This window comes from Ramlibacter aurantiacus (assembly GCF_016722895.1).
Classification (GTDB): Bacteria; Pseudomonadota; Gammaproteobacteria; order Burkholderiales; family Burkholderiaceae_C; genus Ramlibacter; species Ramlibacter aurantiacus.
The window spans coordinates 71,966-85,556 of record NZ_JAEQNA010000007.1 but is presented as its reverse complement, the minus strand read 5'-3'; the positions used below and the strand labels follow the sequence as shown (position 1 = coordinate 85,556).

General features: G+C 68.6%; 16 protein-coding genes. 13 read left to right on the top strand and 3 right to left on the bottom strand.

The window, feature by feature from the left end; all coding sequences use genetic code 11:
• Positions 1-20: 20 nt before the first annotated feature.
• From JI739_RS17600 to JI739_RS17575, 6 genes are all read left to right on the top strand, one after another.
• Positions 21-623 carry a YqgE/AlgH family protein gene (locus JI739_RS17600; RefSeq protein ID WP_201685245.1) on the top strand — a complete coding sequence of 201 codons (603 nt, stop codon included), beginning with the start codon at positions 21-23 and terminating at the stop codon, positions 621-623.
• Positions 624-717: 94 nt separating this feature from the next.
• Positions 718-1,131: a Holliday junction resolvase RuvX gene (gene ruvX / locus JI739_RS17595; RefSeq protein ID WP_201685244.1), complete on the top strand. Its 414-nt coding sequence runs from the start codon at positions 718-720 to the stop codon at positions 1,129-1,131.
• On the top strand, positions 1,128-1,643 hold the full coding sequence (gene pyrR / locus JI739_RS17590; RefSeq protein WP_201685243.1) for a bifunctional pyr operon transcriptional regulator/uracil phosphoribosyltransferase PyrR: 516 nt from the start codon (positions 1,128-1,130) through the stop codon (positions 1,641-1,643). Before ruvX ends, pyrR begins: the two co-directional genes overlap by 4 nt.
• 3 nt (positions 1,644-1,646) lie before the next feature.
• Entirely contained in the window at positions 1,647-2,609 is a 963-nt protein-coding gene (locus JI739_RS17585) for an aspartate carbamoyltransferase catalytic subunit (protein WP_201685242.1), read from the top strand.
• Positions 2,610-2,611: 2 nt separating this feature from the next.
• The gene (locus tag JI739_RS17580; RefSeq protein WP_201685241.1) at positions 2,612-3,916 is read left to right on the top strand and encodes a dihydroorotase; all 1,305 of its coding nucleotides are present in this window, start codon (positions 2,612-2,614) and stop codon (positions 3,914-3,916) included.
• Positions 3,917-3,926: 10 nt separating this feature from the next.
• Entirely contained in the window at positions 3,927-4,664 is a 738-nt protein-coding gene (locus tag JI739_RS17575) for a lysophospholipid acyltransferase family protein (RefSeq protein ID WP_201685240.1), read from the top strand.
• Here the strand turns inward: JI739_RS17575 and JI739_RS17570 are convergent.
• The gene (locus JI739_RS17570; RefSeq protein ID WP_201685239.1) at positions 4,661-5,881 is read right to left on the bottom strand and encodes an ABC transporter ATP-binding protein; all 1,221 of its coding nucleotides are present in this window, start codon (positions 5,879-5,881) and stop codon (positions 4,661-4,663) included. The two genes, JI739_RS17575 and JI739_RS17570, sit on opposite strands and share 4 nt — an antisense overlap.
• Positions 5,882-5,947: 66 nt before the next feature.
• Between JI739_RS17570 and JI739_RS17565 the strand changes: the two genes are divergently transcribed.
• Entirely contained in the window at positions 5,948-7,564 is a 1,617-nt protein-coding gene (locus JI739_RS17565) for an ABC transporter permease (protein WP_201685238.1), read from the top strand.
• A gap of 16 nt (positions 7,565-7,580) precedes the next feature.
• Here the strand turns inward: JI739_RS17565 and JI739_RS17560 are convergent, their stop codons facing one another.
• On the bottom strand, positions 7,581-7,814 hold the full coding sequence (locus JI739_RS17560) for a hypothetical protein (protein WP_201685237.1): 234 nt from the start codon (positions 7,812-7,814) through the stop codon (positions 7,581-7,583).
• A gap of 410 nt (positions 7,815-8,224) precedes the next feature.
• Between JI739_RS17560 and JI739_RS17555 the strand changes: the two genes are divergently transcribed.
• The 5 genes from JI739_RS17555 (at position 8,225) to JI739_RS17535 (ending at position 11,391) form a co-directional block, all read left to right on the top strand.
• Positions 8,225-8,545 carry a BON domain-containing protein gene (locus JI739_RS17555; RefSeq protein ID WP_201685236.1) on the top strand — a complete coding sequence of 107 codons (321 nt, stop codon included), beginning with the start codon at positions 8,225-8,227 and terminating at the stop codon, positions 8,543-8,545.
• A gap of 151 nt (positions 8,546-8,696) precedes the next feature.
• Positions 8,697-9,794, top strand: a complete 1,098-nt coding sequence (locus tag JI739_RS17550) for a transporter (RefSeq protein ID WP_201685235.1) — start codon at positions 8,697-8,699, stop codon at positions 9,792-9,794.
• Between the two features lie 65 nt (positions 9,795-9,859).
• Positions 9,860-10,177, top strand: a complete 318-nt coding sequence (locus tag JI739_RS17545; protein ID WP_201685234.1) for a DMT family transporter — start codon at positions 9,860-9,862, stop codon at positions 10,175-10,177.
• 98 nt (positions 10,178-10,275) lie between these two features.
• On the top strand, positions 10,276-11,079 hold the full coding sequence (locus JI739_RS17540) for a polysaccharide deacetylase family protein (protein ID WP_201685233.1): 804 nt from the start codon (positions 10,276-10,278) through the stop codon (positions 11,077-11,079).
• Between the two features lie 141 nt (positions 11,080-11,220).
• Complete coding sequence (locus JI739_RS17535) at positions 11,221-11,391, top strand: hypothetical protein (RefSeq protein WP_201685232.1); 171 nt, start codon at positions 11,221-11,223, stop codon at positions 11,389-11,391.
• Here JI739_RS17535 and JI739_RS17530 read toward each other — a convergent pair.
• Positions 11,331-12,287, bottom strand: a complete 957-nt coding sequence (locus JI739_RS17530) for a LysR substrate-binding domain-containing protein (protein WP_201685231.1) — start codon at positions 12,285-12,287, stop codon at positions 11,331-11,333. The genes JI739_RS17535 and JI739_RS17530 overlap by 61 nt on opposite strands.
• Positions 12,288-12,406: 119 nt before the next feature.
• Between JI739_RS17530 and JI739_RS17525 the strand changes: the two genes are divergently transcribed.
• Complete coding sequence (locus JI739_RS17525; protein ID WP_201685230.1) at positions 12,407-13,579, top strand: acyl-CoA dehydrogenase; 1,173 nt, start codon at positions 12,407-12,409, stop codon at positions 13,577-13,579.
• Positions 13,580-13,591: the final 12 nt, after the last annotated feature.

Below are 13,591 nucleotides of genomic sequence, written 5' to 3'. Positions count from 1 at the left end.
GGGTGCGTAAAATCCGCATCATGCCCGCAACCGATGCCGACGCGATCAACCTGACGCATCACTTCCTGATCGCCATGCCGGGCATGGAAGACGCCCGCTTCGCGGGCAGCGTCATCTATCTGTGCGAGCACAGTTCGCGCGGCGCCCTCGGCATCGTGATCAACAAGCCCAGCGACATCAACCTCAAGCACTTGTTCGAGAAAGTGGACCTGCCGCTGGGGCGGGACGACCTGATGGCCGCGCCGGTGTTCCAGGGCGGACCCATCGCCACCGAGCGGGGCTTCGTGCTGCACGAGGCGGTCTATGCCGGCGGCAGCGAGCCGAACGAAACGGTGTACGCCTCGACCATGACCATTCCTGGCGGCCTGGAGATGACCACCTCCAAGGACGTGCTGGAGGCGCTGTCCACCGGCGCCGGGCCGCGCAAGGTGCTGGTCTCGCTGGGGTATTCGCAATGGGGCGAGGGGCAGCTCGAGTCCGAGCTCGCCGAGAACAGTTGGCTCACCGTCGGAGCCGACCCCGCCGTCATCTTCGACACACCGGTGGAGCAGCGTTACCAGAAGGCGCTCGGGCTGCTGGGTCTGGAGAGCTGGATGCTCTCGCGCGACGCGGGGCACGCATGAGCGCCGCCCGGCCGCCCGAAGGCGCTCGCCCCCTCCGCTTGCGCAGGGGGGAGGAGCAGCCCGCGCAGCGGGCAAGCCTGGGGGAGGTCACCCCGTGAGCGCCGCCCGGCCCGACGTTCCCCCGCATTTCCAGACCTTCCTTGCTTTCGACTACGGGCTCAGGCGCACCGGAGTCGCCGTGGGCAACCGGCTGATGCGCACGGCCACGCCCCAGCGGACCATCCGCGCCGAAGGGGCGTCGCGCCTGAACGAAGCCGAGGCCCGGGTTCGCGAGTGGCAGCCCGACGCGCTGGTGGTCGGGGTGCCGTTCCATCCCGATGGCGCCAGCCACGAAAATACCGCCCGTGCCCGCAAGTTCGCCCGCCAGCTGCATGGCCGGCTGGGCCTGCCGGTGTACGAGGTCGATGAGCGCTACAGCACGACCGAGGCGCGCTCGGACGGCGCGGCCGATGCCGACGCCGGCGCCGCCTGCGTGATCCTTGAACAGTTTCTGAGGAGTATTGGATGAACCGAACAGGCGAGGGCGCCTTGCTGCTCGACGCCGAGGCGCTGTACCGCGAGCTGCTTCGCGGCGTGCGCGGCCTGATGGGGGCCGACGCCCGCCTGGTGGGCATCACCTCGGGCGGCGCGTGGCTGGCCGAGCGGCTGCAGCAGGACCTGGGGCTGTCCGGTCCGCCGGGGGTCATCTCCTCGGCCATGCACCGTGATGATTTCGCGCGCCGCGGCATGTCGGGCGCGGGCCAGCAGACGCTGCTGCCCTTTGAGGTGAATGACGCGCGCATCGTCCTGCTCGACGACGTGCTCTACACCGGCCGCACCATCCGCGCGGTGCTCAACGAGTTGTTCGACTATGGGCGTCCGGCCCGCGTGCAGCTGGCGGTGCTGGTGGATCGCGGTGGGCGCGAGCTGCCGGTGCAGGCGGACTTCGCGGCTGCGCGCGTGTCGCTGCCGGACGCGCAATCGCTGGAGCTCGCGCGCGATGCGCAGGGCCGGTTCAGCTTCAAGGTGGAAGGCGCCTGACGCATGCTCTTCAAGCGAAACCCGCAACTCAATCGCAACGGCGAGCTGATCCACCTGCTGTCCACCGAAGGCCTGCCGCGCGACATCATCACCCACATCCTGGACACCGCCTCGAGCTTCGTGAGCGTGAGCGATCGCGAAGTCAAGAAGGTGCCGCTGCTGCGTGGCAAGAGTGTGTTCAACCTGTTCTTCGAGAACAGCACCCGCACCCGCACCACGTTCGAGATCGCGGCGACGCGGCTGTCGGCCGACGTCATCAACCTCGACATCTCGCGTTCGTCGGCGGCCAAGGGCGAATCGCTGCTGGACACCATCGCCAACCTCTCGGCCATGGCGGCCGACATGTTCGTGGTGCGGCACAGCGAGTCGGGCGCGCCCTACCTGATCGCCCAGCACGTGGCGCCGCACGTGCACGTGATCAATGCCGGCGATGGCCGGCACGCGCATCCCACGCAGGGGCTGCTCGACATGTACACCATCCGCCACTACAAGAAAGACTTCACGCAGCTCACCGTCGCCATCGTGGGTGACGTGCTGCATTCGCGGGTGGCGCGTTCGGACATCCATGCCCTCACCACGCTCGGCTGCGCCGAGGTGCGGGTGGTCGGGCCCAAGACCCTGGTGCCGGGCGACCTGTCGCACATGGGCGTGCGCGTGTTCCACAGCCTGGAGGAAGGCATCCGCGGTTGTGACGTGGTGATCATGCTGCGGCTGCAGAACGAACGCATGAGCGGCGCGCTGCTGCCCTCGTCGCAGGAGTTCTTCAAGAGCTTCGGCCTCACCCCCGACAAGCTGCGGCTGGCCAAGCCCGACGCCATCGTGATGCATCCCGGACCGATCAACCGCGGCGTCGAGATCGACTCGGCCGTGGTGGATGGCCGCCAGAGCGTGATCCTGCCGCAGGTGACCTTCGGCATCGCGGTGCGCATGGCGGTGATGAGCATCGTCTCCGGCAACGAAGCCTGACCATGAAGATCCTGATCAAGAACGGGCGCCTGATCGACCCGGCGAGCCGGCGCGACGAGACCGGCGACGTGGCCCTGGCCGCCGGCCGCATCGTGGGCCTGGGGCGGGTCCCGGCCAATTTCGCGCCCAACCGCGTGATCGACGCCACCGGCTGCGTCGTGACCTCGGGGCTGGTGGACCTGGCCGCCCGCCTGCGCGAACCGGGCCACGAGCACGAGGGCATGCTCGAGAGCGAAATGGCCGCGGCCGTCGCGGGCGGCGTGAGCTGCCTGGTGTGCCCGCCGGACACCGACCCGGTGCTGGACGAACCCGGCCTGGTGGAGATGCTCAAGATGCGCGCCGAGAAGCTGCACCAGGCGCGCGTGTTCCCGCTGGGTGCGCTCACCCGCGGCTTGCAGGGCGAGGTGCTGACCGAGATGGTCGAACTGGTCGAGGCGGGGTGCGTGGGTTTCAGCCAGGCCGAGGTGCCGCTGGCGAACACGCAGGTGCTGCAGCGCGCCCTGCAGTACGCATCCACCTTCGGCTATTCGGTCTGGCTGCGCCCGCAGGAGCTGCACCTGGGTCGGGGGGTCGCCGCCAGCGGGCCACTGGCCACCCGATTGGGCCTGGCCGGCGTGCCGGTAGCCGCCGAGACCATCGCCCTGCACACGATTTTCGAGTTGATGAAAACCACCGGCGCGCGCGTGCACCTGTGCCGCCTGAGCAGCGCGGACGGGGTGGAGCTGGTGCGCCAGGCCAAGGCGCGCGGCCTGCCCGTCACCTGCGATGTGAGCGTCAATTCGCTGCACCTGACCGACGTGGACATCGGCTACTTCGACAGCCGCGCCCGCCTGAACCCGCCGCTGCGCCAGCAGCGTGACCGCGACGCCCTGCGCCAGGGCCTGGCCGACGGCACCGTCGATGCCCTGGTGTCCGACCACACCCCGGTGAAGGAGGACGCCAAGACCTTGCCCTTCGCCGAGGCCGAGCCAGGCGCCACGGGGCTCGAGCTGCTGCTGAGCCTCGCGCTCAAGTGGGGCCAGGACAGCGGCGCCGGCATGGCTCGAGCCTTGGCCGTGGTGAGTTCAGAGCCGGCCCGCGTGCTGGGCGCGGCCCTGCGCACGCTGCAGGCCAGCTGCGGCCAGCTGGTCGAAGGCGGCGTGGGCGATGTCTGCGTGTTCGACCCGGCCGCGGCCTGGCAGCCGGAGCCCGCAAGCTTGCGCAGCCAGGGCAAGCACACCCCGTTCTCCAGCTATGAGCTGCCGGGGCGGGTGCGATGCACGATCGTGGGCGGCCAGGTCGCCTTCGAGCAGTGGGACCGCGCCTGAGGCGGGGGCGATGAAGGCCGGTCGCGCGGCCGTGCGGCTTTCGCGCACCCTGTGGGGGGTGCTGGCCGGCTACCTCACCGTGCTGCTGCGATTCCCGCGCCTGGATCCGCTGCAGCGCCAGCAGGAGGTGCAGGCCTGGGCCCGGCGCATGCTGCGGGCGCTGGACGTGCGGCTGGAGGTGCGCGGTGCGCCCGCGGCCGGGCCGGTGCTGCAGGTGGCCAACCACCTGTCGTGGCTGGACATCCTGGTGCTGCTGGCCGCCGGGCACTGCCGCTTCGTCTCGAAGGCCGACGTGCGCCACTGGCCCTTCATCGGCCGCATGGCCACCGGCGCCGGCACGCTCTACATCGCGCGCGAGTCGCGCCGGGACGCCATGCGGGTGGTGCACCGCATTGCCGCCAGCGTGCAGGCCGGCGAGGTGGTGGCGGTGTTCCCCGAGGGGGCGACCGGCGACGGTCGCACCGTGCTGCCCTTCCATGCCAACCTGCTGCAGGCGGCCATCTCGACGCAGTCGCCGGTCCAGCCGGTCGCCCTGGATTTCATCGACGCCGCCAGCCGCCGGCGCACCGACATCCCGTGCTTCATCGGCGACGACACGCTGGTCTCCTCGGCCTGGCGAACGATCACCGCCGAACCCCTGGTGGCGGTGGTGCACTATGGCCCCTTGCAGGCCGCAGGGGGCCGCGACCGGCGCGCCTGGGCCGAGGAGCTGCAACACGCGGTTGCAGAGCTGCGTGGGAAAGCCTAATCGGGCTTGCGCGAGCTGTGCGCCGGCATCGGCGCGGTGCGCGGCCGGGCGATGCCGCCGCCGCTGCCCGGCGCCGCAACGACCGTGGCGCGCGGGGCGGGCGGCTGCGCCGCTGCGCAGGGCATCTGGCACAGCTCACGGCCTTGCACGGGGCAACTGCGGTTGAACGTGACCACGTGGTCGACCTGCGGGCGAATGCCGATCCACTCGCCCAGCCGATGGTCGTGGTGGCTGGGCACATGCGCCAGCACCGTATGGCCACTGGCCAGGCGCAGCGTGTAGAGGAACTCCGAGCCGCGGAAGGCCTTGCGGACGATCTCCGCCTTCACGGGCGCGTCGTCGTCGTGGAGGATGTCGTCGGCGCGCAGCAGCACGTCACATTCGCCGCCCGCGTACGCGCAGGGCAGGGGGCATTCGGCCACATCGCTCAAGGGGCCGATGGGGGTGTCGACCACCACCTTGTCGTCGCACTGGCGGATGGTGGCGGGGGTGAAGACGCCGTGCCCGATGAAATCCGCCACGAAGCGGGTGGCCGGGCGGTGATAGAGGCTGTACGCGTCGTCCCACTGGTGCAGGTGACCTTCGTGCATCACGCCGATGGAGTCGGCGATGGCAAAGGCTTCGAGTTGATCGTGCGTCACGAAAAGTGCCGTGGCACCCGCGGCCTTCAGGATGCCGCGGACCTCATGGGCGAGGCGCTCGCGCAGGTCGACGTCGAGGTTGGAGAATGGCTCGTCCAGCAGCAGCAACTGGGGCCGTGGAGCGAGCGCGCGGGCCAGTGCGATGCGCTGCTGCTGGCCGCCCGAGAGCTCGTGCGGCATGCGCCGTTCGATACCCGGCAGGCCGACCAGCTCCAGCACCTCGGCCACCCGGCGTCCCCGGTCGGCACGCCCCAGCCGTGAGATGCCGAAGGCGACATTGCGCCCGATGTCCAGGTGCGGAAAGAGCGCGTAATCCTGGAAAACCATGCCGATCCGGCGGTCCTCGGCGGGCAGGTGCACGCCGGCGGCGCCGACGACCTTGCCCGAGACGCGGATCTCGCCCGCGCTGACCGACTCGAGCCCGGCAATGGCCCGCAGCAGCGTGGTCTTGCCGCAGCCCGAGGGGCCGATGAGCACCCCGATGCCGCCCGCCGGCAGGCCGAAGGACACGCCATCCACCGCCGGGTGGGCGCGACCGGCGTAGCGAACGGACACCTGCGACAGCTCGAGATGCATGAGGCGATTCTAGATGCTTACAATTCTCATTTGCATCGACCGGCTGTCGCAGGCCACTTGTTTTTCATGCAATCGCCTCGGCTTCCGGATTTCCTGCTGCTCGTGCTCGGGCTCGTGATCGTGGTGCCTGTGGGCGGCGTGCTGGCCGCCTGGCTGCAGTGGGACGCGCGCAGCGCGGACATCCTGCGCCAGATGGCGTCGACGGTGCTGGCCGAGTACGCCATGACCAGCTTGCTGCTGTGCACCGTGGTCGCGTTCGGAGTTGCCGTGGTCGGCACCGCATGCGCCGCCTGCGTGACGCTCTTCGATTTCCGCGGCCGGCGCACGTTCGAGTGGGCCTTGCTGCTTCCGCTGGCCGTGCCGGCGTACGTGGTCGCTTACGCCTATACCGACTTCCTGCAGTTCAGTGGCCCCCTGCAAAGCGGCGTTCGTGCGGCTTTCGGGCTCGAAGGGCGGGTCTTCCCCGAGATCCGGAGCCTGCCCGGCGCGGCCTGGGTGTTCGTCTTCGCGCTCTATCCGTACGTCTACCTGCTTGCCAGGGCGGCGCTGGGCGAACGAGCCTCGCACCTGATGGAGGCGGCCCGCCTGCTGGGCGCTCCTTTGGGCCGGCGCATCCGCAGCGTGGCGCTGCCGCTGGCGCGACCCGCTGTGGCGGCCGGGGTGGCGCTGGCGCTGATGGAGACGCTGGCCGACTTCGGCGTGACCAGCTACTTCGGCATCCAGACCTTCAGTGTCGGCATCTACAAGGCGTGGCTGGCGATGGACGACCGGATCGCTGCCGCCCAGCTGGCGACGAGCCTGTTGGCGGTGGTCGCGTTGCTGCTGGCGTTGGAATGGCGTTCGCAGCGGCGGCTTCGCTTCTCCACGGCGCGCGGCGGGCGCGCCGGCTCCTCCGATTCGCAGCCCACGCCGCTGCGCGGTGCGCCGGCACGCCTGGCCCAGGCGATCTGTGCCTTTCCGATCCTGATGGGCTTCGTACTGCCCGTGCTGTTCATGCTGCGCCCGCTGGCAGCGGACTGGTCGGTGCTGCCGTGGGACCGGTTCGTCCTGTGGGCGAGCAACAGTGTGCGACTCGGCTTGATCAGTGCGTCGTTGGCGGTCGCCATCGCCTTGCTGCTGGCCTACCGGTTACGGCGCCGGCCGGATCCCATCACCCGAGGCGTCGTTGGCCTGGCCGGGCTGGGCTACGCGGTGCCTGGGGCGGTCATCGTCGTCGGACTGCTGCTTCCGGTCGGCTGGTTGCAGCAGGTGGCGCCTGGCGTGCCGAGTTCGTATTGGGTCACCGGCACCATCGTGGGTGTGGTCTGGGCCTACCTGGTGCGGTTCATGTCGGTGGCGCTGCAGTCGGTGCAGAGCGGGTATGCGCGGATTCCTCCCAGCCTGGACGACTCGGCTCGCATGCTCGGCACCTCGGGCCTGCGCCTGCTGGCGCAGGTGCATTGGCCTTTGCTGCGGCGAGCCGCGGCAGCCGCGGGACTGCTGGTGTTCGTGGACGTGATGAAGGAGTTGCCTGCGACGATGGTGCTGAGACCGTTCAACACCGACACCCTGGCGGTGGTCGCTTATCAGTTGGCCCGCGATGAACGCCTGGGGGAGGCGGCCCTGCCGTCTCTGGCGCTGGTGCTGGTGGGTCTGCTGCCGGTGGTGTTGCTGAGCAAAACACTGCGCAGCCGGCCCGGGTGACCGGCTGCCGCGGGCTTCAAAGGTCTTCCGAAAAGGCTTCGGAACTTGCCTCTTCCTTGCGGAAGACGATTTCGCCGGTCGGTACATGGATCACGCGGATCTCCTGGCCGGAGCCGGGAACGAAGTTCTTGGCCGCCAACGAGATTGCCAGGCCTCGATCGCCTACCAGGACTTGGCGGCCACCGCCCAGAGCCAGCAGTCGTCCGGCCAAGGGGTGGTTGCTTTCGATCAGGTATTCGGCAGATGTCATGGGGTTCCTCGCTGTTCTCGGTATAGGTGCTTAGCAATATCCGGACCGTATCGGACTACGTGTACCTGCGTAGTACGGCCGAAGTGGGTGATAGGGTAGCCAGCGACCGTCGGGTGTATGTAGGACAAATCCTCAAGGCACTTCCTTCGAGCCGTTCCTGCCGCAGGCTACCTGCGAGGAATGACAAATGCGTGTCGCACCCTTTGCGGCAGGCGATGACGGGCAGCCGCGGCGCCACCTTCCATTGCCCATTCGCGGCGAGGTGCCTGGGGTAGGATGCGCCCGGGCGCTGCCGGAGCCTGCCTACGCGTGTCGGACAGCTGCCCGATTCGTTCGCGGACTTTTGCCTACCGGCCGGCCCAGCATCGCCCTATCGTTGCGGTGTTCAACAACTTCAAAGGAGATCCAAGATGAAGACACTTTTCGTTGCACTGGTCGTGACACTCGGACTTGTCGGCTGCGCCGGCATGGGAGGCGGCCCGGGCTCGGGTTCCCAGACCCGCTCGGTCGGCCAGGCAGTCGACGACGCGGTGATCGTGACCCGCATGAACGCTGCGCTGGCCGCTGACCCGGACCTGAGCGCCATCAAGATCAACGTCGACTCCACCAAGGGCGCCGTGCGCCTGCGCGGTGAAGTCAAGTCCCTGGCCCTGCGCCGGAAGGCGGAAGACCTGGCACGGCGCATGGACGGCGTGCGCTCGGTGGACAACCAGTTGGTCGTCACGGGCTGATCGGGGTCGTAGGGCCGCGCGGCGGCCCTACTCGCCGGCCCTCGGGCGCGGCGGTTTGTTCAGCTGTTTTCTCCTCTCGCCTTGGCGGGCCTGCCCATCTATAGTGGGCCGGCTGGCAATCGGCCGGTGTCGCTCAGCAGAGGAGACCTTCATGTCGTCTATCCGTGTGCGGGCGTTGACCCTCACGATCCTTTGCGCGGGCGCCGCGGCCCCGGGCCTCTCGGCAGCAGCCGAACGTTTCCAACTTCGCCATAACCTCGCCGGCACGTTGCCCGGCGAGCTGGTCGCCATTCCCGCCAGCAGCGGGTGGGTGGGCAGCATGACCTACACCCATTCGAACGTTCACAAGGTGACGGGCGCAGACGGAGAGCGCCTCAACCTGGCGATCCCGGGCGGCGTCGTGCCCTTGCCGGCGCCGGCTCCAGCAGCGCTTTATCCCACTTATCCAGCCACCACCGCGTCGGTCGACTTCCGAGCGAGGCTGCGACAAGTCAATCTGAGCCTGTCGTATGCAACCGAGGCGCGTCCGACCACGGGGCGCTTCGTGGTCGGCGCGAACCTGCCGTACCTGCAGCGCGAGCAAACCACGCGACTGCAGGCGCAGACTCCGGCCCTGAGCTGGCGGCCGGGGGTGCCCGCGGCTACGCAGGCAGCCGTCGGATCTTCCTTCAACCAGTCGTACCAGGCCGGGCTCGCCGCCCAGGCTGCCGCCGAATCGGGAGAGATCAGCGGCTTCGGGGACGCCGAGGTCTACGGTGGCTGGATCGCACCCGAGTCTCCCGTGCGGCTGGCTGCAACCGCCGCGCTCGTCGTGCCGACCGGAAGGTATGACGCGGCTGCCGGCGTCGACGCCGGCCAAGGCGACTTCTTCACTTTCAAGCCCTCGGTGCGAGCGGCCTGGCAGCTGGACGAGAAGCTGGTGACGGCCGGCAAGCTGGTGTTCGGGTTCAACAGCCGCAATCGCGATACCAACGTGCGCAGCGGCCACTGGGCGGGCTTCGAGGCCGCCGTCGCCTATCGGCTGCCGATCGCGCTGGTCGGGGTCAATGGCGTCCACGTGCAGCAACTGCGGGACGATGACAACAATCCTTTCGGCGCCAGCCGATTCCGGGCCACCAGCGCCGGCCTGTTCATCACGTCCGAGCTGCCGGCCATCGGATCCCTGACCTTTCAATACACGGCCATGCTGGAGTCGCGCAACGCCCGACATGGCAACGTGACGCAGCTGCGTCTGACCCGCGCCTTCTGAACGCCCCTGGTCGCGCAGGCGGCAGGCCATACTGGCTGCCGCTTGAGCATCGAGGAGCAGCGAACATGGCGTGGGTGTTGTTGATTGTGGCCGGCTTGTTCGAGATCGGTTGGCCCGTCGGTCTCAAGATGGCGCAGCAAGGCGAGACGCGAGTCACGGGCATCCTGTTGGCGATCACCTTCATGGCGGCGAGCGGCTTCTTTCTGTACCTCGCCCAGCGGGACATCCCCATCGGGACGTCCTATGCCGTATGGACCGGGATCGGTGCCGCTGGCACTTTCATCGTCGGCGTGATGTTTTACGGCGACCCGGGCACGCTGGGCCGCTATCTCGGGGTGGCGCTGATCGTGGCCGGGGTGGCAACCCTGAAGCTTGCGCATTGAGGGCGGTCGCACCGCTGCTGACGAGTGGATGCGGCCCCGGCCTACAAGCGCGGCAGCTCGTAACTGAAACCATCGAATGTTCCAAGAGGTTTCGAGCCATGAGCCACACGCACGATGACGCGGTCCGCATGACGCGCCCGATCCTGATCCTGATGTACCACCAGGTCGGCACGCTCGCGCCACTGGCCGGCAGCCTGGAGGAAGTCCTGATGCCCCGCGAACGCTTCGCGCGCCAGATGGCCGCCATGCACGCGCTGGGCTATCGCGGCCTGTCCCTGACCCAGCTGGAGCCTTACCTGCGAGGGGAGAAGAAGGGGCGCGTGTTCGGCGTCACCATGGATGACGGGTATGTCGACTGCCTGCACCATGCCGTGCCCGTCCTGCAGCGCCATGGTTTCTCGGCCACCTGCTTTGCCGTCAGTGGCGCTGCATTCAACGAGTGGGATGCTTCGGCCGGCGTGCCACGGCTGCAACTGATGGGCGCGCTCGAACTGAAGGCCTGGATCGCGGCCGGCAATGACGTCGGGGCCCACACCCGCACCCACCGCCGCCTGCCGGAACTCGACGACACCACGGCGCGCCAAGAGATCGTCGGCTGCAAGCAGGAACTCGAAGCCATGACGGGCGCCGAGGTGCGCCACTTCTCCTATCCGTTCGGTGACTTCCTTCCGCAGCACGAGGACATGGTCCACGAAGCCGGTTTCGTCACGGCCTGTACCAGCGTCGAGCGGCGCGCCTCCCGCTGGGATCCGCTGCTGGCCCTTCCCAGGATCACGGCCTACCCGGATACGGCGCCGTGGCAGTTGTGGCGCCATGCGCTGCTCGGTACCGAGAATCTGCGCGGATGGGTGCGCCAAGTGCGGGATCGACGCCGCGCGGCCGTGGCCGTGCCAGCGGCGTGAGACGCGTGGTCCAGCCGTGCTGTCGTCCCCAGGCAACTGGAGCCGATTGCCGCTCTTGTCCTACATGTCGGCTCGTCCGACAGCCCGATGCTTGCGACCCATCGAAGCGATGGGGTGGCGCGAACAATGGATAACGGCAGCATGAATCAGGCAACGCAGGCAGGCCGACCCCTGGAGGTGCCCGTGCAGCCCGAACTCGCCGAAGCGCTGTTCGAAAGCTTCCGATGGTCCGACACGCCGCAGGGGCATGCCTACTGGGAGGAGCGCTTCTGGGCCTTGCTGGGCGCGGCCGAGCCCATGGCCGGCGCCTGATCCGCCGCGGCCTCGTCCTTCAACCACTGCCTCAGTCGCGCCACCGCAGGGCGTTCGAGGCCTTCTGGTTCCACCAGGTAGTAGGCCCGCTGCCCGCGCAGGGGGCGGTCGCAGGCAATCGCGAGCAGGCCGGATTGCAACTCCTGCTGCACCAGCAGCGTCGGCACCAGCGCGACGCCCAGGCCGCTCACCGCGGCGGCCACCTGCATGGAAAACAACTCATAGCGCGGCCCTGCCAGCGCGGCCTCGGCCTGCACGCCCTGCGCATCGAACCACTGCCGCCAGGCTTCGGGACGGGTGGATTGCTGCAGCAGCGGCACCTGCGCGAGGCGAGTCGGTGACAGAGGCCTTCCCGCAGCCAGGAAGGCCGGGTTGCACACCGGGATCACGTCTTCGGCCAGCAGGAGCACCGACCGCGTGCCCGCCCATTGCCGAAGCTGCTCGGGTGTTCCGGCGAACAAGGCGGCATCGAAGCCCGCCTCGCTGAACAGGAACGGCCGTGAGCGTGCTTCGATGTGCACCTGCAGTTGCGGATGCAGCCGCGCCAGCCCCGGCAGCCGCGGGATGAGCCAACGCGTGGCGAAGGTGGGCACCGAGGCGATGAGCACCGAGTCGAGCTGACCCTGCCGGCTGCGCAGGTCCAGCGTGCCACGTTCGAGCGCATCGAGCTGGCGGCTGACCTGTCGCGCGTAGTCCGCGCCGGCGGGGGTGAGCTCCATCCCATGCCGCGTGCGGCGGAACAGGGGAACGCCCACCAGCGATTCGAGGGAAGCCACCTGCCGCGACACCGCCCCCTGCGTGAGGGCCAGTTCCTGGGCCGCCCGGGTGAAGCTTTGGTGCCGCGCGGCCGCTTCGAAGCAGGCCAGTGCCTGGGTGGATGGCAGGTGTCGTCTCATTCGTTTGGCCGGGTAGAAATGAGCCTGGAGCATATCTGCATGCGGGATCTTCGCTTGCCACTTCTCAGCAACCGCGCCTAGCATGCGCCCATTCGACGATTACCTTGTGAGGCTCTTGCATGACTTCATTCTCCTGGGAAGACCCGTTCCTCCTCGACCAGCAGTTGGACGCCGACGAGCGCCAGGTGCGTGACGCCGCCAGACAGTACGCGCAGGAGCGCCTGCTTCCGCGCGTCCTCGAGTCCTTTCGGCACGAGCGCACCGACCCCGCGATCTTTCGTGAAATGGGCGAGCTGGGGCTGCTGGGCGCGACCATCCCGGAGGCCTACGGCGGCGCCGGGCTCAACTACGTGTGCTATGGCGTCGTTGCGCGCGAGGTCGAACGGGTCGACTCCGGCTATCGCTCGATGATGAGCGTGCAGTCTTCCCTGGTGATGGTCCCGATCAACGCCTTCGGAACCGAGGCGCAAAAGCAGAAATACCTGCCCAAGCTGGCGCGCGGCGAATGGATCGGCTGCTTCGGCCTCACCGAGCCGAACCATGGCTCCGATCCTGGCAGCATGGCCACGCGGGCGCGCAAGGTGCCTGGCGGCTGGCGCCTGAGCGGCTCGAAGATGTGGATCACCAACAGCCCCATCGCCGATGTGTTCGTGGTCTGGGCCAAGGACGACGAAGGCGCCATCCGCGGCTTCGTCCTCGAGAAGGGCTGGACAGGCCTGAGCGCCCCCGCGATCCACGGCAAGGTCGGGTTGCGCACCTCGATCACCGGCGAGGTGGTGATGGACGAGGTCTTCTGCCCCGAGGAGAACGCCTTCCCCGAGGTGCGCGGCCTCAAGGGGCCCTTCACGTGCCTCAACTCCGCGCGCTACGGCATCGCCTGGGGCGCCCTGGGCGCAGCCGAGGACTGCTACCACCGTGCCCGCCAGTACGTGATGGACCGCCGTCAATTCGGTCGCCCGCTGGCGGCCAACCAGCTGGTCCAGAAGAAGCTGGCCGACATGGTCACCGAGATCTCGCTGGGGCTGCAGGGCTGCCTGCGCCTGGGCCGCATGAAGGACGAAGGCACGGCCTCGGTCGAACTCACCTCCATCCTCAAGCGCAACTCCTGCGGCAAGGCGCTGGACATCGCCCGGGTGGCGCGCGACATGATGGGCGGCAACGGCATCAGCGACGAATTCGGCGTCGCGCGACACCTGGTCAACCTCGAAGTGGTCAACACCTACGAGGGCACGCACGACGTGCATGCGCTGATCCTGGGCCGCGCGATCACCGGTATCGCCGCGTTCTCCTGATGCAGTCCGCCG